Raw genomic sequence first — 22,338 nt, 5'->3', positions numbered from 1 at the left:
TTAATAACAATGTAATGGTTTTACGTTGTGGCAGTATTTGTGTCAGTAGGCTATTCCCTGTTTAAAATGCGCTCTAATTTTATATGTAGAAATCGGTTAGTAACTTTGTTAAAACTAAACTTCTTAAATAACAGGTGTTAACATCATAAAGGGATACTGGTGCAAGCATATAAAATCAGCACGGATAAAACTGACCTCGATATTGATGTAATTTACAGGTTTATTTCAAAAAGCTACTGGGCGTCCGGAATACCAAAGCAGACGCTAGAAACAGCCATTTCAAACTCATTTTGTTTTGGTGTCTATGATAGCCATAATTCTCAAATAGGTTTTGCCCGCCTCATAACAGACAAAGCAACATTTGCCTATCTTGCCGATGTATTCATAGTAGAGAGCCATCGAGGCAAAGGATTGAGCAAGTGGCTAGTTGAGAGCATAGTCTCTCACCATGAGCTTCAAGGCTTAAGGCGTATAGTATTGGCAACAAGAGATGCGCATGGTTTGTACGCGCAATATGGTTTTCAACCAATTGAGAATCCAGAGATGTTCATGCAAATTTGGAATCCAAATGTTTACCATGATCTAGAAAAGTAACAACAATTTAAAGGTTTTATAAAACCAACTACATTTAATTCGTGGTGAACTTAGCGTTTTATAGCAGTGTTATCATATACAGGCATTAGTAAATTTAGGACAGAATTATGAAAACAGGACTTTTATCAATCGGGTTTTTAATTATATCAAATGTAAGCTTTGCTGATTGTAAAGTAGAACTTGATGAAAGGTTAAAAGACGACTTGAACCTCACATACCAACAATTTGATCAGACATACGATGCTGGGTTTAGATTGTTAGAGAAATCAGGTTGCCATGCTGAAGCCGCAATTCTAATAAAACGTTTTATTTCTCACAATAATTCAAAAGAAAGCTCATTAACTTGGCATTTAGCTCAAATGGAAGGGCTAGCGGGTGATTATCAACAAGCTGTATTTCACGCTAAAAAAAGTATTGGATCCCGATGAGAAGCTAAGTAGTTCAAAAATGTATTGGAATGACTTTGTGTTAGGAAACATCGCCTTTTGGAATAAAGACAAAGCAAAACTAAAACAACACATAGCGAATATTGAAAAGGGACAAAGTTTTAAACCTAATAAGATAAACCTGAACTACTTAAATCAGTTACTCAAACATTTTGATTTAAGCTACAAACAAGCACTATCTGTGTAGCCAACTACGTAGACTGAATTACAGAAACATCAACGTATCTGACTTAAACCTTACAAATATTACTAAATATATTATGCAAAAATTATCTAAAGCTCTTTTACTTCCAACATTCATATCTGGAGTGCTTTCATTTAAGGCGTTTGCTAACGCCCAGTCAGCTGACGTCGAAGTAATTAATCTCGCTGATGATTTTTATACTTTATATCAGTCAACCCAGACTTTGACACAAGAAAAGAGAGCAGAGCAGTTCTCTCAACATTTCGCTTCTCAATTTGCACCTTTTTATAGTGATAAAAGCTTTTTAAAAGCTATTGCGGGTTTTAGTGCAATAGAAGAGGTTTATCACTCAAAAAATAAGCGTTTATCTAAAGATTTAAATAGCAGTATGGAATCATTCATTGCTACTTTCCCCGATTTCAAATCTGAAACACCCATTTACATACTTCACTCGCTTGGAAGGTTCAATGGTGCAACTCGTGATTTGAATGGTAAGTCTTACTTAATGTTTGGTGTCGATCTTATGGCCAAATATCATAATTGGAAAAATGATACGCCATTTTTTCATCACGAACTATTTCATGTTTATCATGAAAAATTATTTCAATGTGAGGATGAGCTATGGTGCTCTATTTGGACTGAGGGATTAGCAACTTACGTTTCACATAAATTAACTCCGTCAGCCAGTGATGATGAATTGATGCTAAACATACCTGACAATCTGATTGAAAAGATTCAATCAAGAGAGCTGTATTCTCTCGTTGACCTTAAGAAAAAGTTTTATTCAATAAAGCCTGAAACATATTCTTCATTTTTCAATTTCACACAGGACGAGACAAACCTACCATACAGGCGAGGTTACTATCTAGGTTATATTTTAGCTAAAGAAATTGGCAAAAATTACAGCTTAGAACAATTGGCAAAATTGGATAAAAAGACCGTAGAGAGCCTATTACTTAAAGAGCTTGATTCATTAATAGAATCGCAAAACAAAAAACTAATAACACATAAACGACAAAACCCAGCCGAAGCTGGGTTTTGAGACAACACAATTCTGTGAGAACTTATAAAGCTAAGTTCTTTTTAGCACGAGTTAAGTTGTGTTCAACTAACTCGTTACCTGAAATTTGTACTGCTTCGTAAAAGTCAGACAGTGCTGCAGTGTCGTTTTCAGACATGATGCGGGCAACACCACGATTGCTTAACGTAAACGACGTTAATTCGCGACGTTTATGACTAGGTACTTTACTAGAACTTAGTAAGCTGATTGCTTTTGAGCATAGTGTTTCAGCTTCAGAGAACTTTTTATCTTTCACACTCAAAGCACAGTCATTAAATGCTTGTTCGTATTGACGGTTTTCTGCAACATTAGCAGTAATAGACTGGTCAATTACCATCAATTTGTAGTCACTTTGATCAGCCACTGCCATAGCTGAACAAGTTAATAAAGAGCTAAGTGCAACGCGTTTCATAAGTGTACTAAACATAATCTTTTCCTCTATTTAAATCGGTATCAATCGCCGACAAATGAACTTTAATTGAACAGCGCAAATTCAACAAACGATAAAAAATGACCTAATAGATGAGGAAATTTAACCTATAGACTTTAGTCTAATGCAGTGAATTAATCTTTGAGCCGTCAGCCTTCTGAATCTGACCCCGATAAAGTAGACACGGGGTTTTAATACCTAAAGAGTACGGAAAATAAACAAATTGTTGTTAATTAAAAATAAAATCGGTACTTTATGGTGGTATGTATAGTCATTGAGTTTATTCATAAAAATAAGCGTATAACCATGAAACTGATATTCGCGTTGTTACTTATAGGGCCTGCTATTGCCAATGCTGCTGAAGATAAAGTCGCTGTTTATCTTAATTTTGAGCAGGCTTATTTGAGCAACGATGTATCTTTGTTTGCCCCATTATTAAGTAAAAACTATACGATTAAACAAACATTACATATTCCAGGGATAGGGTCAGATACTGTGCCTGTTACTAAAGCTGAGTTACTTGAAGGCATGAAGCAAAACCCAAAGCCTAGTTCATTGCCGCGCTCAAAAGCTGAATCAGTCAAAATAGAAACAATTTCAAAAAGACAATTTTGTGCACGTTCACAAACTTTAGATCAAGTCGTTGTTGCAGGTAAAAACTACGAAGAGAAAGAGCAGCGCAAAGCGTGTTTTAAACATGAAAATAACCGCTATGAAGCCATAACACATACCATTGATGTGTATTATCGAGAGCTTTGATAGAGATAATTAACATTCAGAAATTTCCGTGTATCAAATAAACGTACTAACTGATATTAATTACGGACAAACCCTATAAATGAGATAAGGAAATAAATATGAAAAAACAGTTAGGTTTAGTAGCTGGAGTATTTTTAGCATCAACAAGTTGTTTCGCAGCTAATAGTTTTCAAGTTGAAACATCTGTTTATAAAGCGAATGAGCTACTAGCATCGCCAGTAATGCGGGTGGAAGAAAAGCAACCTGCGACCATCTCTATAGGAGAGGGGTTTAGCTATGAAGTTAAAGTTACACCACAAAAAGAGAATACGGCGGCTATAGAAACATCTATCACACTCGCTGGAAGATCTTTTACTCCTTCTTTTGTTGTGGAATATGGTAAACAGGCTTCTTTTGAAATTGGTGAAAACAAAGTGAGTATTTTGGTGACCAAGTCTAAAAGCTAAATTTTAAAAATTGACCCTCAATTAACTTGAGGGTCATTACGCTCTATCACTCACTTAAGGTGTTTAAAAGTATCTATCATCCATTTAATAAATAGCTCTAGTTGTGCATTGGTTTCTGCCGGCTCGTGTTGTACTAAGTAGTACTTATCTTTGGTTTTTAGTGGCATATCGGTGAAATTAAATAACCACTGCTCATCAAACCAAGTTTGACTAATTGGCAAGGGGATAAGAGCAATACCCATGCCCTGTTGAGCCGCACGTGCCACACCAAACATACTATCAACCTGAATAATTTGTTTTGGTGCAAAGTCATCAATACCAGCATGCTCTGCCCATTGGTGCCAAGCCCACGGCCGTGCTTTATGAAGAATAAGAGGTACTTCGTTTAAGGCCTGAAACGGGTTTTCTTGCCATGCTTGCCAGTTTTCTTTATTGCAAGCTGGTGTGTACGATAGCGAAAATAGCTCATGTACAACGCCTTCATGCGGTTTAGACGAAGACAATACAATCGACAAGTCGCTTTGCTTAGTCAGTTCTTTACGCGTTTTTAAGGTATTAAGCTGTAAGTTTGTATTTGGATGTTCGCTAGTCCATTCGCTTAGTTTTGGCATTAAAAGCTCACTGGCGAAAAACTCAGGTAGCGTAATACTAATAGTCACATTTTCTTGTAACTGACTAAACTCATTGATGGTTTTTTCTAGCGCTTTAATAAGCGGCGATACAGAGTCATAAAAATTCTTACCAGCCGCAGTTAAGCGGATAGAGCGGGTTTGACGTTCGAACAGTTCAATACCCAATTGTTCTTCTAATTGTTTGATCTGATGGCTTACGGCAGAAGGCGTAAGGTAAAGCTGGTTTGCTGCATCTTTAAAGCTAAGAGTGCGAGCAGCAAAACAAAATGAGCGTAAGCCACGTATAGGTGTTTGCATAGTTAATTTCAGTAAGTCTCAATAGCGCTTGTTAGTTAATTAACTGCTAAGCAATTATTATCCCAAAATGTAAAAAAATAGAGATTAAAGAATGAATATAGCTAACTCTTGCTATATTGTATAAAAAACAGCCGCGAATCGCTCGTTTAATCTATGTTTAGGCTAATGTTTAGCAAAAAAGTGATCTTAGCAGTTTTACCTTTTTGGTAATAGTCTAAGTAATAGATACTAGCGATTCACTAAGGTAGGGCATTTTATACTATTTATGTGACAAAATGGTGCGGCGAAAGGCTAACTTTAGATAAAAAAAATCCCTCTTGCGAGGGATTTTGGGTAACTCAGCGCCATTGGCACTGGGAATGAGGTCGGTACATGGGATGTGAGTAGCTTAAAAAGCCATCTCTGGAACATCACCTTCAACAAGCAATTTGCCTGCCGTTTTGCTAATGATTTCGTCTACCGACACGCCTGGAGCGCGTTCGATTAGATGAAATGCGCCGTCTTTAACTTCTAGTACGGCTAAATCAGTTACGATTTTCTTTACACAGTTAACCCCAGTTAACGGTAAAGTGCAACTTTCTAATAACTTAGAGTCGCCATGCTTGCTTGCATGCGTCATCGTAACAATAATATTCTTCGCGCCAGCAACGAGGTCCATCGCGCCACCCATGCCTTTAATTAGCTTCTTTGGGATCATCCACGATGCGATGTTACCGTTCTGGTCAACTTCAAATGCACCTAATACTGTTAAGTCTACATGACCACCCCGTATCATGGCAAAACTATCTGCACTATTAAATATTGCTGCACCTGTGGCTGCTGTCACGGTTTCTTTACCCGCATTGATCATATCTGCATCAACTTGGTCTTTAGTTGGGTACGCACCCATGCCTAGTAAGCCATTTTCAGACTGTAGCATGACTTCGATGCCATCTGGGACATAGTTAGCAACTAGAGTAGGGATACCAATACCTAGGTTTACGTAATAGCCATCTTGTAGCTCTTGTGCAACACGCATTGCAACTTGTTCACGTGATAATGCCATTTTATTGCTCCTTAATCGCGAGTTGTTACACGTTCGATGCGTTTTTCAAAGTCGCCTTTGATCACGCGATTAACATAAATACCTGGGGTATGAATTTGGCTTGGCTCAAGTTCACCTGGTTCTACAATCTCTTCTACTTCAGCAACAGTAATTTTACCTGCTGTCGCAGCCATCGGGTTGAAGTTCATTGCTGTATGGCGAAATACAAGATTACCGTAGCGGTCTGCTTTCCAAGCTTTAACAATGGCAAACTCACCAGTAATTGATTCTTCTAAGATATACGGGCGGCCATCAAACTCTTTGACTTCTTTACCTTCGGCAACAGGGGTACCGTAACCCGTTGCAGTATAAAATGCAGGAATACCAGCACCACCAGCACGCATTTTTTCAGCGAGCGTCCCTTGCGGTGTCAAAACTACATCAATTTCGCCATTTAAAAGTTGTTGTTCAAAAAGCGCATTCTCGCCAACATAAGAAGCGATGATTTTTTTAATTTGTTTATCGTGAAGTAAAATGCCTAAACCAAAATCATCTACACCACAGTTGTTCGAAACAACTGTTAGGTTTTTAGTCTGTTTACGCTTAATTTCACTGATAAGTCCTTCAGGAATACCGCATAAGCCAAAGCCACCAGCGATAATGGTATCGCCATCTTTTAAACCTTCCATTGCAGCTTCATAACTTGAAACCACCTTATCGAAACCGGCCATGAGCCTACTCCTTAATTATTCTGAGTGTTCTTTAGAGCAAGTGATACCTTGCTGACAGGTTGTTTATTTAATGCACTACAAATAGCCCAACCAGCTTTCGCCAGTCTTTCTAAATCAATTCCATGCTCTATGCCAAGCCCTTGTAGTAAGTAAACTACATCTTCAGTGGCAACATTTCCTGACGCGCCTTTGGCATAAGGGCAACCACCTAGGCCTGCAACAGCACTGTCAACCGTTGCTATACCGCGGTTTAGCGCGGTGTAAATATTTGTGAGCGCTTGTCCATAGGTGTCGTGAAAATGTACAGCGAGTTTCGACTTATCAATATGTTGCAAGAGTAAATCTAATAACTCATCAACTTTTTTCGCCGTACCCACACCAATGGTGTCACCTAGGCTAATTTCGTAACAACCAAGCTCGAGTAATCGCTCTGATACTTTTAATACATCATTGTAGTCGACATCACCTTGATATGGGCAACCCATAACGCAGCTAACGTAACCTCTAACACGAATGTTATTCGCTTTGGCAAAAGCCATGACATCTTTAAAGCGATCAATACTTTCATCAATAGAGCAGTTGATGTTCTTTTGACAAAACGCTTCGCTTGCAGCTGTAAAGATAGCAAATTCTTGTATGTCGACTTGTTTAGCTGCTTCTGCACCACGTAAATTCGGGGTGAGGGCACTTAAATTAACGTCTGGTAAATTTAAAGCGCTTATTACATCGCTAGAATCAGCCATTTGTGGCACCCATTTAGGTGACACAAATGCGCCTGCTTCAATATCTTTAAGACCAGCTTCAGCTAGGGCGTTGATCAGTGCTACTTTATCTTGAGTACTAACGGCTGCTTCATTTTGTAAACCGTCTCTGGCGCCAACTTCTACAATGCGAACAAAATCAGGAAACTGTGCCATTACGCCTCCGGCTCTTCAACAATCGCTAGCATATCACCGTGACTCACCAGTTCACCTTCAGCAAAGCAATAGCTCGTTAATACGCCATCATGCGGGGCATTAAGGGTGTATTCCATTTTCATAGCTTCAATAATGACGACCGCATCACCTTTAGAAACAGTACTACCTACCTCAACTAAATGCTTAACAACAGTACCGTTGAGTGGCGCGGCAAGTGGTAGTGCATCACTTTCGTGCTCACTAATATAGTGTTTATCAATCAGCTCAAGCACCTTTTGTTGTGCTTTGTACATCACTGTGATGTGAGAGTTTGTTTGATTAATATGAGCAACAACTTTTTCGCCATTAACGACTAGGTTTGCAAGGCCATTTTCAACGTTGCCCGAAGTTGTATAGTCAACCCCGTCAAGGCTGATTCTAAAACCATCTGAGGTTTTAACCGCATGAACGTCTAGATCAACAAATGGAATCGTGGTTTTAGCGTCACTGTTTAGCATAAAGCCTGTTAATTGCTGCCATGGGCTGCTGCTTTCACCTTTTAGTTGATGTGCATACGCATAGGCTGCCACCACGGTTGCAATAACTGACTGTTGCTCGTTTTTAGCAACAAGGCGCTCACCTTGGTCTTCAATAAAGTGCGTATCGGGTGCACCTGCTTGAAAAGTAGGGTGGTTAGTAAGGTTATGTAAGAAATTAACGTTACAACTAAAACCTGCTAGGTGAAATTGCTCAAGTGCTTTCGATAAACGCCCCAGTGCTGCCTCGCGGTTATCGTCATGAACAATTAATTTAGCGATCATAGGGTCGTAGAACGGGCTAATTTCATCACCTGCTGCAATGCCTGTATCTATTCGTACAAATTCAGATTCGTTCGGTGTAAATAGGGCGTCAATGTGACCAGAACACGGAATAAAGTCATTGCTAGGATCTTCCGCATAAATACGCGCTTCAAAACTGTGGCCTTGTAGCTGAATATCAGCTTGGTTAAGAGGTAATGCTTGACCTGCCGCAATATTGATTTGCCAATTCACCAAATCAACACCAGTTACCATTTCTGTTACTGGGTGCTCTACCTGTAAACGGGTGTTCATTTCCATGAAGAAGAATTCATCACCGCATAATAAAAACTCAACCGTACCTGCACCGCGATAGTTAATCGCTTGGGCACAACGAACCGCTGCTTCACCCATTTCTTTGCGAAGTGCATCAGATAAACCAGGTGCTGGGGCCTCTTCAATTACTTTTTGGTGACGTCGTTGTAAAGAACAGTCACGATCGCCTAAGTACACACAGTTACCATGACTATCGGCAAAAACTTGTACTTCAACATGGCGAGGTTTAGTGACATAGCGCTCTAGAAGTACTAAGTCGTTACCAAATCCGGCTTTAGCTTCACGTTTTGCGCCTTCAAGTGCACTCATAAAGTCTTTTGCGTGTTCAACAACTCGCATGCCTTTACCACCGCCACCAAAGGCTGCTTTGATTAGTACTGGATAACCAATTTTTTCAGCTTCTGCTTGTAAGAAATCAGTATCTTGATTGTCACCATAATAACCAGGCACTAAAGGCACATTTGCTTGGTGCATAATTTCTTTAGCACGGGTTTTTGAGCCCATGGCTTCAATGCTTGATGCTGGCGGTCCAATAAAAGCGATATCATTTTTTTCGCATGCTAGTGCAAAGTCACAGTTCTCAGATAAAAAACCATAACCAGGGTGAATACAATCAACATCAGCATGTTTTGCAACGTCGATGATTTTGTCTGCTACTAGGTATGAATCTTTACTTGGTGCAGGGCCAATGTGATACGCCTCATCAGCTAGCTTTACATGCTGAGCATGTTTATCCGCATCTGAGTACACAGCGACCGTCGTTAAGCCCATTTGTTTAGCTGTACGCATAACACGGCAGGCAATTTCACCACGGTTGGCAACGAGAATTTTTTTCAATGATTTTGTTGTCATAATGGTTCCTATTTCTGCCAGTTAGGGGCACGTTTTTCAAAAAAAGCAGTGAGACCTTCTTGGCCTTCTTCAGATACACGAATGCGTGCAATGCGCTCAGCGGTTAATTCAATAAGTGCATCATCAATTTCTTTACCTGCGACATCATTAATAAGCTGCTTCGCTGCTTTGACAGCGACAGGGCCATTGTTAACCAGACTTTGTAAGTGTTTGTCGAGGGCTGTTTGTAAATCGCCAGTGACCTGGTGAATTAAACCAAGTTGCTTAGCCGTGTGAGCGTCAAATATCTCTGCCGTTAAAAAATAACGACGTGCAGCGCGCTCACCAATGGCTTTAATAACATAAGGGCTGATAACTGCAGGAACGAGACCTAGCTTTACTTCACTTAGGCAAAATTGTGCATCGTCTTGACATATAGCTATATCACAACAGGCAATTAAGCCTAATGCACCGCCAAAGGCTGCACCTTGCACTGCACAAACCGTTGGGTGAGGGCTTGTAGCAAGTACTTTCATAAGCTTAGCGAGCTGCATTGAATCCGCTAAGTTTTCAGCAAAGTCATTGCCAGCCATAGATTTCATCCAGTTTAAATCAGCGCCAGCAGAGAAATGCTTACCTTCGGTTTTAAGAACCAGTGCGCGCACATCACAGCTATTTGCATGTTCAATTAAACGGATCAGCTCACTGATGACTTCTTCGTTAAATGCATTGTGTTTTTCAGGGCGACTTAGTACCAGCACAGCCACATTTGATTTTGTTATTTCGAGTGTTACTGACATAAGGCCTCCATTACATTCTAAATACGCCGAACTGTGAATCGCGCTCTGGTGCATTTTTAGCTGCGCTTAAGGCAAGCCCTAATACATTGCGAGTATCAGCAGGATCGATAATGCCATCATCCCAAAGGCGGGCACTGGCGTAATATGGATGACCTTGTTTTTCGTATTGCTCGATAATTGGCTTTTTAAACTCGCTGACTTGCTCATCAGTCATGCTTTCGCCTTTACGGGCTAAACCGTCTTGTTTAACTTGTGCAAGAACGCCAGCAGCTTGTTCACCACCCATCACAGAGATACGGGCATTTGGCCACATCCACATCATGGTTGGTTCAAACGCGCGGCCACACATACCGTAGTTACCTGCACCATACGAGCCACCAATTAACACGGTGAATTTTGGCACATCAGCACATGAAACAGCGGTTACCATTTTTGCACCATGTTTGGCGATGCCTTCGGCTTCGTATTTTTTACCAACCATAAAGCCAGTAATGTTTTGTAAAAACACCAAAGGGATTTTGCGTTGTGCACATAGTTGTATAAAGTGCGCGCCTTTTTGCGCTGATTCACTGAATAAAATGCCGTTGTTGGCAACAATACCGACAGGGTGACCAAATATTTTTGCAAAGCCGGTTACTAAGGTTTCGCCAAAATAGCGTTTAAATTCATCAAATGATGAATCATCAACAACACGGGCAATCACTTCGCGGACATCAAATGGTTTTTTAAGGTCGGTACCAACAATGCCGTAAATTTCGTTAATGTCGTAACGCGGTGGTTTAACATCATCAAGTAAAGGTGCAGTAGGGCGCTGATAGTTAATTCGTTCGATACATTGGCGCGCGATAGAAAGTGCATGAGTATCGTTTTCAGCATAGTGGTCGGCAACACCTGATGTTTTACAGTGAACATCAGCACCACCCAGCTCTTCAGCACTCACTTCTTCACCTGTAGCCGCTTTAACCAGTGGCGGACCTGCTAAGAAAATTGTACCTTGTTCTTTTACGATAATACTTTCATCAGCCATAGCCGGTACATATGCTCCACCTGCGGTACATAAACCCATTACGACCGCTATTTGTGGAATGCCTTTACCAGACATACGTGCCTGATTGTAGAAAATACGGCCAAAGTGTAATTTATCTGGAAATACATCATCTTGTTCAGGCAGGTTTGCACCGCCTGAATCAACTAAATAAATACACGGTAAATGACAACGTTCTGCGATATCTTGTGCACGTAGATGTTTTTTCACCGTTAGTGGAAAGTATGTACCGCCTTTTACAGTTGCATCATTGGCGATGATCATACATTCAACGCCTTTCACACGACCAATACCGGCAACAACACCCGCACATGGAATAGCTTGTTCGTACACACCAAAGGCAGCAAATTGAGAAATCTCTAAAAATGGCGAGCCTTCATCAAGTAGCGTTTCAATACGGTCTCGAACAAATAATTTACCACGGCCTTGATGACGCTCAATCAGGGCTGGACCACCGCCTAAACGGATATCAGCGACTTTTTCACGTAAATCACCTACGAGTGCTGCCATGTTGTCGTGATTTTGCAAAAATTGCGGATCGTGTGGATTTACACTCGATTTTAAAATCGTCATAACAAGGTCCTATCGGCTTTCAGTGAATAATTCGCGGCCAATTAGCATGCGGCGGATTTCAGATGTACCTGCGCCAATTTCATATAGTTTTGCATCACGTAATAAACGACCTGTCGCATATTCGTTGATATAACCATTACCACCTAAGATTTGGATAGCATCAAGCGCCATTTTAGTCGCAAGCTCTGCCGCATATAAAATCGCACCAGCAGCATCTTTACGTGTTGTTTCACCGCGGTCACAGGCACGCGCTACCGTGTAAACGTATGAACGAGCTGCATTCATTTGCGTGTACATGTCAGCGATTTTGCCTTGAATAAGCTGGAATTGACCAATTGGGCTATCAAATTGCTTACGCTCATGAATATAAGGAACAACAATGTCCATACATGCTTGCATAATGCCAAGCGGGCCAGCTGCTAGTACAACACGCTCATAATCAAGACCACTCATAAGTACTTTTACGCCTTCGTTTAAGTTACCTAGAATGTTTTCTGCTGGTACTTCACAGTTTTCGAACACTAATTCACAGGTGTTAGAGCCGCGCATACCAAGCTTGTCTAGCTTTTGCGCTGTTGAGAATCCATGCGTGTTACGCTCTACGATGAAAGCTGTAATCCCTTTAGGGCCGGCATTTAAGTCTGTTTTTGCATAGATAACAAAGGTATCGGCATCTGGACCATTTGTAATCCACATCTTGTTACCGTTAAGCACAAATACATCGCCTTTTTTCTCAGCTTTTAATTTCATTGAAACTACGTCAGAACCAGCATTTGGCTCACTCATCGCAAGGGCACCAATGTGCTCACCACTGATTAGCTTAGGCAGGTATTTTTCTTTTTGTGCTTGAGTACCATTACGGTTAATTTGGTTAACACATAAGTTTGAATGAGCACCATAACTTAAACCAATCGATGCACTTGCACGGCTAATTTCTTCCATTGCAATGACATGTTCAAGGTAACCAAGGCCTGCACCGCCAAATTCTTCCGGCACTGTCATACCCAATAAACCCATTTCGCCAAGCTGTGGCCAAAGTTGATTAGGGAAGGCATTGTCTAAATCTGTTTGTTCCGCAAGTGGGGCAATTTCTTGGCTAGCAAAGCTATTAACGTGATCGCGGATCATGTCTGCTGTTTCGCCAAGTCCGAAGTTCATTTCTTTGTATAGTGAAATAGTGCTCATAATGTGTGTTCCTGTGAGAGTCTGTTGACGAGATTGTTGTCAGGTTATTCGTCTAAATTATTAAGGGTTTCACGACAGCGACGTTCTGCTGTAACCAATTCCATCAGTACGACTTTAATGTCGTCCATTTGTTGGCTTAGGTCCGCTTTTTTCTCTGCGATAAGGTCAAGCATAGTCACAAGCTGTTTTGCACTTGATTTATCTGCATCGTAAAGTTCAAACAAACGGCCCGTTTCAGCCAAGGTAAAACCTAAGCGTTTACCGCGTAGAATAAGTTTTAGCCTTACTTTGTCGCGTTTTGAATAAATACGGGTTTGACCATTGCGATCAGGTGAGATCAGCCCTTGGTCTTCATAAAAGCGGATAGAGCGGGTTGTAATATCAAATTCTTTTGCTAGTTCGCTGATACTAAACGTTTGCTCATTGCTAGCAGGTTCAACTGCTGCGCTTTCGAAGTTTGTTTGATTGTCTTGTTTCATGATTTATTTACCTCATTCGAATAACACCAATATAAGTGAAGTTTACGTAAAGGTAAAGGGTGATTTGGGAGTTATACTTTAGACTTATAAAGATAACTGGTTGGATTTGTTGAAAAGCCTAATTTATCTAGCCTTGTAAGCAGATGTTCGATTTTTAATACAACAAAATACAGATAAGTTTACAGTTTTAGCGACCGCAAAAAAGTTGATTTTAGATTTACGTTGGCGTAAACGTAAATATTATGTATGCTGAATTAAATCGAATTTAAACTATAACAAATTAACTGTTTGGTTACACATGATTTGAACACATGATGATAACCACTTACATGGAGCCAATTATGACTACTGAAGCCGTTGTTATTGTTGCCGCAAAACGTACCCCTATGGGTGGTTTTATGGGCGCACTAAGTGGTGCACACGCAACTGATTTAGGTGCTACAGCTATTAAAAGTAGCTTAGAGCAAGCCGGTTTATCAGCCGATAAGATTGATGAAGTAATTATGGGTTGTGTATTACCAGCTGGTCTTGGTCAAGCACCTGCGCGCCAAGCGATGTTAAAAGCGGGCCTTAATCAAGGTACTGGTGCAACAACAATTAATAAAGTGTGTGGCTCTGGCTTAAAGGCTGCGATGTTTGCCCATGACTTAATTAAATCAGGCTCTATCAACTCAGCGGTTGCTGGTGGCATGGAGAGCATGAGTAACGCGCCTTATATGTTACCGAATGCACGTTCAGGTATGCGTATGGGTCATGGTGAAGTAAAAGATCACATGATGTGTGATGGCCTTGAAGATGCTTACGACAACAAAGCAATGGGTTGTTTTGCTCAAGACACTGCCGATCAGTATTCAATTGGTCGTGAACAAATGGATAATTTTGCGCTTAACTCACTGACTAAAGCAAATAGCGCGATTGAAACCGGCGCATTTGCGAACGAGATTGCAGCGCATACTATCTCTACGCGTAAAGGTGATGTGACTGTTGCGATTGATGAGCAACCAGGTAATGCACGTCCTGATAAAATCCCTGGTTTACGTCCTGCATTCAAAAAAGACGGCACTATCACAGCTGCAAACTCTTCATCAATTTCTGATGGTGCAGCAGCGCTTGTGTTAATGCGTGAATCAGATGCTAAAGCACAAGGTTTAACACCACTTTGTCGTATCGTTGCTCACAGCACACATTCACAAGCACCTAGCGAATTTACGCTAGCACCGGTTGGCGCTATGCAATCGCTTTTAGAAAAAGCAGGTTGGTCTGTTAATGATGTTGATTTATGGGAAATCAATGAAGCCTTTGCGATGGTGACTATGCTTGCAATTAACGAGTTAAAACTTGATGAAAGCAAAGTAAATGTCAATGGCGGTGCTTGTGCACTCGGCCACCCAATTGGTGCCAGTGGCGCGCGTATCTTAGTAACGTTAATTCATGCATTAAAGAATCGTGGTCTTAGCAAAGGTGTTGCCTCACTGTGTATCGGTGGTGGTGAAGCTGTTGCTATGGCAGTCGAAGCAATTTAATTACGTTTTCGAACTTAATCTCTCACAGCCGCAACGTATTTTAAAAACTATCATGTTGCGGCCTCTTTATACCCACTGGGGAGGAGTGCCTCATGCACCAAGTACCTTTATTTATCAACGGCGAATTTACCCAATCAAGTTCAACGCAGCTGATTGATGTTATCAATCCTGCAAACCAAGAAGTGTTAGCTCAAGTCCCGTGTGCAACAGATGCAGAAATGGATGCAGCCATTGAATCTGCTAAAGAAACTTTTAAAACTTGGAAAGAAGTGCCAATTTCTGAGCGTGCGCGCATTATGATGAAGTACGCTGCACTACTAAAAGAAAACCATGACGAGCTTGCGACGATTATTTGTCATGAGCTGGGTAAAACATTTGAAGATGCCAAAGGTGATGTTTGGCGTGGTATTGAAGTTGTTGAGCAAGCAGCTAATGCTCCATCACTGATGATGGGCGAAACTATTGAAAACGTAGCCCGTAAAATTGATACCTATTCTTACATGCAGCCGTTAGGTGTATGTGCGGGTATTACGCCATTTAATTTCCCTGCGATGATCCCATTATGGATGTTCCCACTGGCTATTGTATGTGGTAACACCTTTATTCTGAAACCATCTGAGCAAGATCCACTAACACCAATGCGTTTAGCTGAACTATTTGTTGAAGCGGGTGCACCAAAAGGGGTGTTACAAGTTGTTCATGGTACAAAACCACAAGTTGACCGTTTATTAGAAGATCCAGCAGTGCGCGCTATTTCATTTGTTGGTTCGTGTGGTGTTGGTGAATACATCTATTCAAAAGGCACTGCAAATCTTAAGCGTGTACAAGCCTGTGTAGGTGCAAAAAACCATATGGTTATTATGCCTGATGCGAGTAAAGCGCATGTTGTTAATAACTTAGTTGGCGCGTCAGTAGGTGCTGCAGGTCAGCGTTGTATGGGTATTTCGGTTGCTGTATTTGTTGGTCAAGCAAAAGACTGGGTTGATGAAATTAAAGCAGGCTTTGAAAACGTACGCCCTGGTGTATGGGATGATGCTAACGCGGCTTACGGTCCACAAACATCAAAAGCAGCTAAAGATCGTATTTTATCACTTATCGCAAGTGGTAAAGCACAAGGTGCAACGTGCTTAATTGATGGCTCTGACTTCACAGTTGAAGGTTACGAGCAAGGTAACTGGGTTGGTCCAACGCTATTTACTGATGTAACAACCGAGATGGATTTATACAAAGAAGAGATCTTTGGTCCTGTATTGGCTTGTATGTTTGTAGATACTCTTGAGGAGGCGATTGAGCTTATCAATAACTCGCCTTACGGTAACGGTACTTCGTTATTCACATCAAGCGGCGCTGCTGCACGTAAATTCCAACATGAAATCGAAGTAGGTCAAGTTGGTATCAATGTGCCAATTCCTGTGCCACTACCGTTTTTCTCTTTCACAGGTTGGAAAGGCTCATTCTACGGTGATCAACACACCTATGGTAAGCAAGGTATTCGTTTTTACACAGAAACGAAAACAATTACTTCACGTTGGTTTGAGGATGATATCGCCTCAGGTCCTAACATGAGTATCAACCTTAAATAAGCCGTAATTAATTTACTGCTGAGCGAGCACACGCTCGCTCAAAGAACACACATTTAAACGACAATAAGAGTTATACCAACTCACTTAATTAAGTGAGATTTTTGAGGCAAATAAATCTAGTTGATAACAAGGCAAAAATTTCGTTATTTAGTTGTTCTAAATGAAAAATTTTTAACGCAGGTAGCGACAGATTTAATCCCTCAAAATACTTAAGTATTATTGTGGGTTGGTATTCACACAAGAATAAGACAACAAAATAGAGGTCTACTATGGACTTTAATTTAACCGAAGATCAGCAAGCGTTTGCTGAAACAGCCCGTCAGTTTGCAGAGTCTGAACTTGCTCCATACGCAGCTAAGTGGGACCAAGAACACATTTTCCCTAAAGACACGATAAAAGCAGCCGGTGAGCTTGGCTTTTGTGGTTTATATACCCCAGAAGAAGCGGGTGGCTTAGGTTTATCTCGCCTAGATTCAAGCATTATTTTTGAACAGCTTGCCATGGGTTGTACAGCAACGACCGCTATGTTGACCATTCATAATATGGCAACGTGGATGATTGCAAGCTTTGGTACTGATGAAGTTAAAGCCCAGTACTGTGAGCAATTAGTGATGGGTGAGTTACTTGCTTCTTACTGTTTAACTGAGCCTGGCTCTGGCTCTGATGCGGCATCGCTAAAAACTAAAGCAGTAAAAGAGGGCGATGAGTATGTGATCTCAGGCTCTAAGATGTTTATCTCGGGTGCTGGTGAGACTGACTTACTCGTTGTTATGGCTCGCACTGGTGGCGAAGGCGCAGCAGGTATTTCGGCATTTGTTGTTCCTGCTGACGCAGCGGGTATTGAATACGGTAAAGCTGAAGAAAAAATGGGCTGGAATGCCCAGCCAACACGCTTAATTAGTTTTGAAGGTGTAAGAGTTCCTGCGGCTAACTTATTAGGCAAAGAAGGCGAAGGCTTTAAGTTTGCAATGCAAGGTTTAGACGGGGGTCGTATTAATATTGCTACCTGTTCGTTAGGTACAGCGCAAGCAGCACTTAACACCGCACGCGAATACTTAAAAGAACGTGAGCAATTTGGTAAGCCATTAGCTGCTTTCCAAGCATTACAGTTCAAAATTGCCGATATGAACACAGAACTTGTTGCGGCTCGTCAAATGGTTCGCTTAGCGGCATTTAAACTAGATACCGGTGATAGCGAAAAAACCACTTATTGTGCAATGGCAAAACGTTTTGCAACAGATGTTGGTTTTAAAGTCTGTGATGATGCACTGCAAATTCACGGTGGTTACGGTTACATCAAAGAATACCCATTAGAGCGTCATTTTAGAGACGTACGTGTGCATCAAATACTTGAAGGCACAAACGAAATCATGCGTGTGATTATCGCACGTCGTATCTTAGCCGAGTCAACTGGCGACATTCTATAAGGAGCATACTATGTCTAATCCATCGATTGATTTAAATATTGAAGGTAACGTAGCGGTTTTAACCATGAACAACCCGCCAGCGAATACCTGGACACAAGATACATTAACAGCACTTAAAGAGACTGTGACTGAGCTAAATGCCAACAAAAATGTGTATGCATTAGTGATCACAGGTCAAGGTGAAAAGTTCTTTAGCGCTGGTGCCGATTTAAACGTGTTTGCCAGTGGTGATAAAGGTGTAGCTGCAACTATGTCAAAAGTGTTTGGTGATGCATTTGAAGCACTAACCAATTTCCGTGGCGTATCAATCGCGGCAATTAATGGCTATGCCATGGGCGGCGGCCTTGAAGTTGCACTTGCTTGTGACATTCGTATTGCCGAAGAGCAAGCACAAATGGCATTACCAGAAGCAAAAGTTGGCTTACTGCCATGTGCTGGTGGTACGCAAAATCTTGCATGGCTTGTAGGTGAAGGCTGGGCAAAACGCATGATCTTATGTGGCGAGCGCCTAAAAGCAGACAAAGCGCGCGAGATAGGCCTTGTTGAAGAAGTGGTTGGCGCTGGCGAAAGTTTAGCTGCGGCAATGAAACTTGCTAACCAAGTTGGCGAGCAAAGTCCGGTTGCTGTTACTGCATGTAAAGAGCTTATTCAAAAAGGTCGTACACAACCGATGGCTCATGCATTGCCACTAGAGCGTGAGTTATTTGTACAATTATTTGATACGCAAGACCAAAAAGAAGGTGTGAATGCGTTCTTAGAAAAGCGTAAAGCTAATTGGGTAAATGGCTAATGACTAATGTAACACTACTAAATCATCAAGATGCGCCTGTGGTGTTTGAAACTGCTGAGGCCGCAAGTGGCCTCATTGCAATTGCTACACTCAATGCGCCAAAATCGTTAAACGCCTTAAATTACGACATGATCCAACTGCTTGAGCCTCAGCTTAGAAAATGGGCTGAAGATGACACTGTTGCCATGGTTATTTTAAAAGGTGCTGGCGAAAAAGCATTTTGTGCCGGTGGCGATGTAGTAAGCCTGCATAAAGCAATGAGCACGGGTGAGCCAGCTAATTACATCGAAGATTTTTTTACCCTTGAGTATAAATTAGACTATCTGATTCATTGCTATGAAAAACCAATTTTACTTTGGGGTAATGGCATTGTTATGGGTGGCGGCTTAGGTTTAATGGCAGGGGCAAGTCACCGCGTGGTAACAGAAACCTCTCGTATTGCAATGCCTGAGCTTACCATTGGTTTATACCCTGATGTTGGTGGCAGTTATTTCTTACATAAAATGCCTGAGCAAGTTGGTCTATTTTTAGGATTAACTGCAGCGTCTATCAATGCTGAAGATGCATTGTTTGTAAATCTTGCTGATCACTATGCAACTGCCGATAAATATGATGCTATGTTAACGGCTATCACTGATGAAAAGTGGGGCAAAACGGCTTCATTAAACCACGAAAAGCTGACTAAAATTTTAATCTCAATCGATAATATTTCAGGCCGTGTACCTAAAGGAAACGTAAAGGATAATCTTGAGGTTATTCAAAAGTTGGCTGAATTTGACTCATTGCAGGGCAAAATCGACTACATCCAAGGTTTAGATACCGAAGACAAATGGCTCACACGTGCGCAAAAGTCATTAGCGCATGGTTGTCCGCTTAGTTGTGCGCTGGTTGAACGTCAATTAGCAAACTCAAAAGAGATGACATTAGCACAGTGCTTCAAAATGGAACTGGGCATGTCGGTACGCTGTGGCGAAGTAGGCGAGTTCCAAGAAGGGGTCCGTGCGCTATTAATCGACAAAGACGGTGCACCTAACTGGCAGTTTAAATCGCTTAGCGATATCGACGAAGCAATTGTAGATAGCTTCTTTACACCACGCTGGGATGAGCAAACTCATCCACTCAATTCGTTAACTTCATCTTAAGTCCAAGGGGTAAACAAATGGCTAAATTAACAATAGGATTTATTGGTTTAGGCAACATGGGTGGCCCGATGGCGGCAAACCTTGTTAATGCGGGTCACACAGTTCGTGTGTTTGACTTAAGTAAAACAGCAGTAAGTGAACTTGCCGATAAAGGTGCAGTTGCTGCAAATGATGCGGCTGAGTGTGCCATTGGTGCAGATATATTTATCAGTATGCTTCCGGCAAGCAAGCATGTTAAGTCGCTTTACTTAGGTGAAACGGGTCTTATCAACTTACTTGATAGCAAAACCTTAGTCATTGACTGCTCAACCATTGACGCAGAGTCAGCGCGTCAGGTGGGCAGCGAACTTGCTCAAAAAGGCATTGATTTTGTTGATGCGCCGGTATCAGGTGGTGTTGCTGGTGCAACAGCAGGCACTTTAACCTTTATCGTTGGTGGTGAGCAAAGCCACTTTGAAAAAGCTAAGCTTGCTTTAGTTGATATGGGTAAAAACATCTTCCATGCTGGTGATATTGGCGCTGGCCAAGTGGCAAAAATCTGTAACAACATGCTACTGAGCATTTTAATGGCAGGTACCAGTGAAGCCCTGCAAATGGGTATTAACAATGGGCTCGACCCAAAAGTGTTAAGTGACATCATGACCGCAAGCTCTGGCCGTAACTGGACACTTGAACTTTACAACCCATGCCCAGGTGTAATGGAAACGGCACCAGCAAGTAATGATTACAAACCGGGCTTTATGGTTGATTTAATGGCGAAAGATTTAGGCCTTGCTATGGAAGCGGCTCAACAAAGTAATTCATCTACCCCAATGGGGTCAATGGCGAAGAATTTATACACTATGCTTCAGCATCAAGGTGCAGGTAGTGATGATTTTAGCGCTATTTTTAAATTATTCTCGAAGTAGGAGTTTGTTGTGGAAATTAAAAACAACAACATCGTAATTACAGGTGGTGCGCAAGGTTTAGGCTTTGCGATGGCCGAAAAATTTGCATCACTTGGTGCTAACATTGCACTTATCGATATGCAACAAGACGTACTTGATACTGCAGTATCTGCACTTTCTAAACATGGCACAAAAGTGATGGCTTATGCTGCCAATGTGACCGATGAAGACGCTGTTGTAGCAACGTTTAATACTATTAACAAAGACTTTGGCCATATCGGTGTGTTAATTAACAATGCAGGTATCTTACGCGATGGTATGTTTATTAAAGCGAAAGAAGGCAAAGTGGTTGATAAAATGTCGTTGGCTCAGTTTCAATCAGTGATTGATGTGAATCTTACCGGTGTATTTTTAGCAGGCCGTGAAGCCGCGAGCCACATGATTGAGTCAGGCAAAGGTGGCGTTATCGTTAATATGTCTAGCGTTGCACGCGCTGGTAACATTGGCCAAACAAACTATGCTGCATCTAAAGCCGGTGTTGTTGCGATGACAACAGGTTGGGCGAAAGAGTTAGGTCGCTTTAATATTCGTGTTGGTGCAATCGCACCGGGTGTTATCCGCACTGCGATGACAGATGCGATGAAACCAGAAGCAAAACAACGCATGATGGCGGTAACGCCTGTCGGTCGTTTTGGTGAAGCTGAAGAAATAGCCCAAACAGCACAATACATTGTAGAGAATGATTTCTTTACGGGTCGTGTTGTTGAAATTGATGGCGGTATTCGCCTTTAATTTTAAATGGTAACCCTTTACCCATTGAAAGTACCAAAACGGTAAGCCTAGCTTGCCGTTTTTTTATTTTTAAAGTATCTTAACTTCATAATTATAAGGAGATTTTTTATGAACACTCATGGCATTACAGTATCAATGAGCAAGGGAATTAAAGCTAACTTCAAACTGGGTGAACATTTAATTGAATACTGGGGTTCTGCTTACTCAGGTAAAGAAGTTCTGAAAGTAGACGGTGAATTAATAGCAGAATCACGTAACTTTAAAACAAAATCTGTTCATGAGTTTAATATTGATGGTAAATCCTGTCAGTTGTGTATAAGCGTTAAACCCTTCTTCAAGTTCTCAGCTGTTATATCATTAGAGTGTGAAGGTGAATTAGTACAACGCTACAGAATCACATACGGTAAAACACGAAAAGTCGCTTGGTATTTCAGGTATCTCGATCCCTTAGCATTTTTTGTTTTGGGATGGATATTCATGGCAGAAGTCATATCACTCAACGAGCTTATTTTACTTGCTGGCGCCATCTTAATTTTTTCAGAATTAGTCTTTAAAAATCATGGCTGGATCATCGAAGAGCAAAAGCCTTGTAATTAACTGTCTAGCATTCAATAATTAAGCGGTTAAATGCCGCTTAACTTTGAGAGAT

At 41.2% G+C, this 22,338-nt stretch carries 24 protein-coding genes; 14 read left to right on the top strand and 10 right to left on the bottom strand.

Translation table 11 applies throughout. From position 1 onward, the window contains the following. The first annotated feature begins 159 nt into the window (after nt 1-159). From QUE86_RS16145 to QUE86_RS16130, 4 genes are all read left to right on the top strand, one after another. Nucleotides 160-594, top strand: a complete 435-nt coding sequence (locus QUE86_RS16145) for a GNAT family N-acetyltransferase (RefSeq protein ID WP_286258468.1) — start codon at nt 160-162, stop codon at nt 592-594. Between the two features lie 107 nt (nt 595-701). Next, nucleotides 702-1,022 carry a hypothetical protein gene (locus tag QUE86_RS16140; RefSeq protein WP_286258466.1) on the top strand — a complete coding sequence of 107 codons (321 nt, stop codon included), beginning with the start codon at nt 702-704 and terminating at the stop codon, nt 1,020-1,022. A gap of 19 nt (nt 1,023-1,041) precedes the next feature. Further along, entirely contained in the window at nt 1,042-1,227 is a 186-nt protein-coding gene (locus QUE86_RS16135; RefSeq protein WP_286258465.1) for a hypothetical protein, read from the top strand. Between the two features lie 73 nt (nt 1,228-1,300). Continuing rightward, nucleotides 1,301-2,266: a DUF5700 domain-containing putative Zn-dependent protease gene (locus QUE86_RS16130; protein ID WP_286258462.1), complete on the top strand. Its 966-nt coding sequence runs from the start codon at nt 1,301-1,303 to the stop codon at nt 2,264-2,266. A 22-nt stretch (nt 2,267-2,288) separates the two neighbouring features. Here the strand turns inward: QUE86_RS16130 and QUE86_RS16125 are convergent, their stop codons facing one another. Then, on the bottom strand, nt 2,289-2,711 hold the full coding sequence (locus QUE86_RS16125; RefSeq protein ID WP_167657627.1) for a hypothetical protein: 423 nt from the start codon (nt 2,709-2,711) through the stop codon (nt 2,289-2,291). 309 nt (nt 2,712-3,020) lie between these two features. Between QUE86_RS16125 and QUE86_RS16120 the strand changes: the two genes are divergently transcribed. Together QUE86_RS16120 and QUE86_RS16115 are read left to right on the top strand one after the other, a co-directional pair. Further along, nucleotides 3,021-3,473, top strand: coding sequence for a hypothetical protein (locus tag QUE86_RS16120; RefSeq protein ID WP_286258459.1), 453 nt, complete (start codon nt 3,021-3,023; stop codon nt 3,471-3,473). A 98-nt stretch (nt 3,474-3,571) separates the two neighbouring features. After that, nucleotides 3,572-3,919, top strand: a complete 348-nt coding sequence (locus tag QUE86_RS16115) for a hypothetical protein (RefSeq protein ID WP_286258457.1) — start codon at nt 3,572-3,574, stop codon at nt 3,917-3,919. 50 nt (nt 3,920-3,969) lie between these two features. Here the strand turns inward: QUE86_RS16115 and QUE86_RS16110 are convergent, their stop codons facing one another. The 9 genes from QUE86_RS16110 to QUE86_RS16070 form a co-directional block, all read right to left on the bottom strand. Then, nucleotides 3,970-4,848: a LysR family transcriptional regulator gene (locus QUE86_RS16110; protein ID WP_130051456.1), complete on the bottom strand. Its 879-nt coding sequence runs from the start codon at nt 4,846-4,848 to the stop codon at nt 3,970-3,972. A gap of 388 nt (nt 4,849-5,236) precedes the next feature. Continuing rightward, on the bottom strand, nt 5,237-5,893 hold the full coding sequence (locus QUE86_RS16105) for a 3-oxoacid CoA-transferase subunit B (protein WP_054561524.1): 657 nt from the start codon (nt 5,891-5,893) through the stop codon (nt 5,237-5,239). A gap of 11 nt (nt 5,894-5,904) precedes the next feature. Continuing rightward, nucleotides 5,905-6,603 (bottom strand): CoA transferase subunit A, encoded by a 699-nt coding sequence (locus tag QUE86_RS16100; protein ID WP_130051457.1) that lies wholly within the window; start codon nt 6,601-6,603, stop codon nt 5,905-5,907. An 11-nt stretch (nt 6,604-6,614) separates the two neighbouring features. After that, a complete protein-coding gene (locus tag QUE86_RS16095; protein ID WP_286258453.1) occupies nt 6,615-7,520 on the bottom strand; it encodes a hydroxymethylglutaryl-CoA lyase in 906 nt (301 codons plus the stop codon). Further along, the gene (locus tag QUE86_RS16090; RefSeq protein ID WP_286258451.1) at nt 7,520-9,484 is read right to left on the bottom strand and encodes an acetyl/propionyl/methylcrotonyl-CoA carboxylase subunit alpha; all 1,965 of its coding nucleotides are present in this window, start codon (nt 9,482-9,484) and stop codon (nt 7,520-7,522) included. Before QUE86_RS16090 ends, QUE86_RS16095 begins: the two co-directional genes overlap by 1 nt. An 8-nt stretch (nt 9,485-9,492) precedes the next feature. Then, nucleotides 9,493-10,263 carry an enoyl-CoA hydratase/isomerase family protein gene (locus QUE86_RS16085; protein WP_167657632.1) on the bottom strand — a complete coding sequence of 257 codons (771 nt, stop codon included), beginning with the start codon at nt 10,261-10,263 and terminating at the stop codon, nt 9,493-9,495. 10 nt (nt 10,264-10,273) lie between these two features. Then, complete coding sequence (locus tag QUE86_RS16080; RefSeq protein ID WP_167657633.1) at nt 10,274-11,881, bottom strand: carboxyl transferase domain-containing protein; 1,608 nt, start codon at nt 11,879-11,881, stop codon at nt 10,274-10,276. Between the two features lie 9 nt (nt 11,882-11,890). Next, entirely contained in the window at nt 11,891-13,066 is a 1,176-nt protein-coding gene (locus tag QUE86_RS16075; RefSeq protein WP_286258448.1) for an isovaleryl-CoA dehydrogenase, read from the bottom strand. Between the two features lie 44 nt (nt 13,067-13,110). Further along, nucleotides 13,111-13,545 carry a MerR family transcriptional regulator gene (locus QUE86_RS16070; RefSeq protein WP_054553803.1) on the bottom strand — a complete coding sequence of 145 codons (435 nt, stop codon included), beginning with the start codon at nt 13,543-13,545 and terminating at the stop codon, nt 13,111-13,113. Between the two features lie 341 nt (nt 13,546-13,886). Between QUE86_RS16070 and QUE86_RS16065 the strand changes: the two genes are divergently transcribed. The 8 genes from QUE86_RS16065 (at nt 13,887) to QUE86_RS16030 (ending at nt 22,286) form a co-directional block, all read left to right on the top strand. After that, on the top strand, nt 13,887-15,068 hold the full coding sequence (locus QUE86_RS16065) for a thiolase family protein (protein WP_217876669.1): 1,182 nt from the start codon (nt 13,887-13,889) through the stop codon (nt 15,066-15,068). A gap of 92 nt (nt 15,069-15,160) precedes the next feature. Beyond that, a complete protein-coding gene (locus QUE86_RS16060; protein WP_286258443.1) occupies nt 15,161-16,651 on the top strand; it encodes a CoA-acylating methylmalonate-semialdehyde dehydrogenase in 1,491 nt (496 codons plus the stop codon). Between the two features lie 269 nt (nt 16,652-16,920). Beyond that, nucleotides 16,921-18,078 carry an acyl-CoA dehydrogenase family protein gene (locus tag QUE86_RS16055; RefSeq protein ID WP_286258442.1) on the top strand — a complete coding sequence of 386 codons (1,158 nt, stop codon included), beginning with the start codon at nt 16,921-16,923 and terminating at the stop codon, nt 18,076-18,078. A 10-nt stretch (nt 18,079-18,088) separates the two neighbouring features. Next, nucleotides 18,089-18,868, top strand: a complete 780-nt coding sequence (locus QUE86_RS16050) for an enoyl-CoA hydratase (protein WP_178926990.1) — start codon at nt 18,089-18,091, stop codon at nt 18,866-18,868. Beyond that, nucleotides 18,868-20,010 (top strand): enoyl-CoA hydratase/isomerase family protein, encoded by a 1,143-nt coding sequence (locus QUE86_RS16045; RefSeq protein ID WP_286258441.1) that lies wholly within the window; start codon nt 18,868-18,870, stop codon nt 20,008-20,010. Before QUE86_RS16050 ends, QUE86_RS16045 begins: the two co-directional genes overlap by 1 nt. A gap of 17 nt (nt 20,011-20,027) precedes the next feature. After that, nucleotides 20,028-20,918 carry a 3-hydroxyisobutyrate dehydrogenase gene (mmsB, locus tag QUE86_RS16040; RefSeq protein WP_286258438.1) on the top strand — a complete coding sequence of 297 codons (891 nt, stop codon included), beginning with the start codon at nt 20,028-20,030 and terminating at the stop codon, nt 20,916-20,918. Nucleotides 20,919-20,927: 9 nt separating this feature from the next. Beyond that, nucleotides 20,928-21,689 (top strand): SDR family oxidoreductase, encoded by a 762-nt coding sequence (locus QUE86_RS16035; protein ID WP_130051468.1) that lies wholly within the window; start codon nt 20,928-20,930, stop codon nt 21,687-21,689. A 108-nt stretch (nt 21,690-21,797) separates the two neighbouring features. Further along, complete coding sequence (locus QUE86_RS16030) at nt 21,798-22,286, top strand: hypothetical protein (protein ID WP_167657639.1); 489 nt, start codon at nt 21,798-21,800, stop codon at nt 22,284-22,286. Nucleotides 22,287-22,338 lie beyond the last annotated feature (52 nt).

The organism is Pseudoalteromonas apostichopi (assembly GCF_030297135.1).
Taxonomy (GTDB): domain Bacteria; phylum Pseudomonadota; class Gammaproteobacteria; order Enterobacterales; family Alteromonadaceae; genus Pseudoalteromonas; species Pseudoalteromonas apostichopi.
This window is presented reverse-complemented; position numbering and strand designations above follow the sequence as displayed.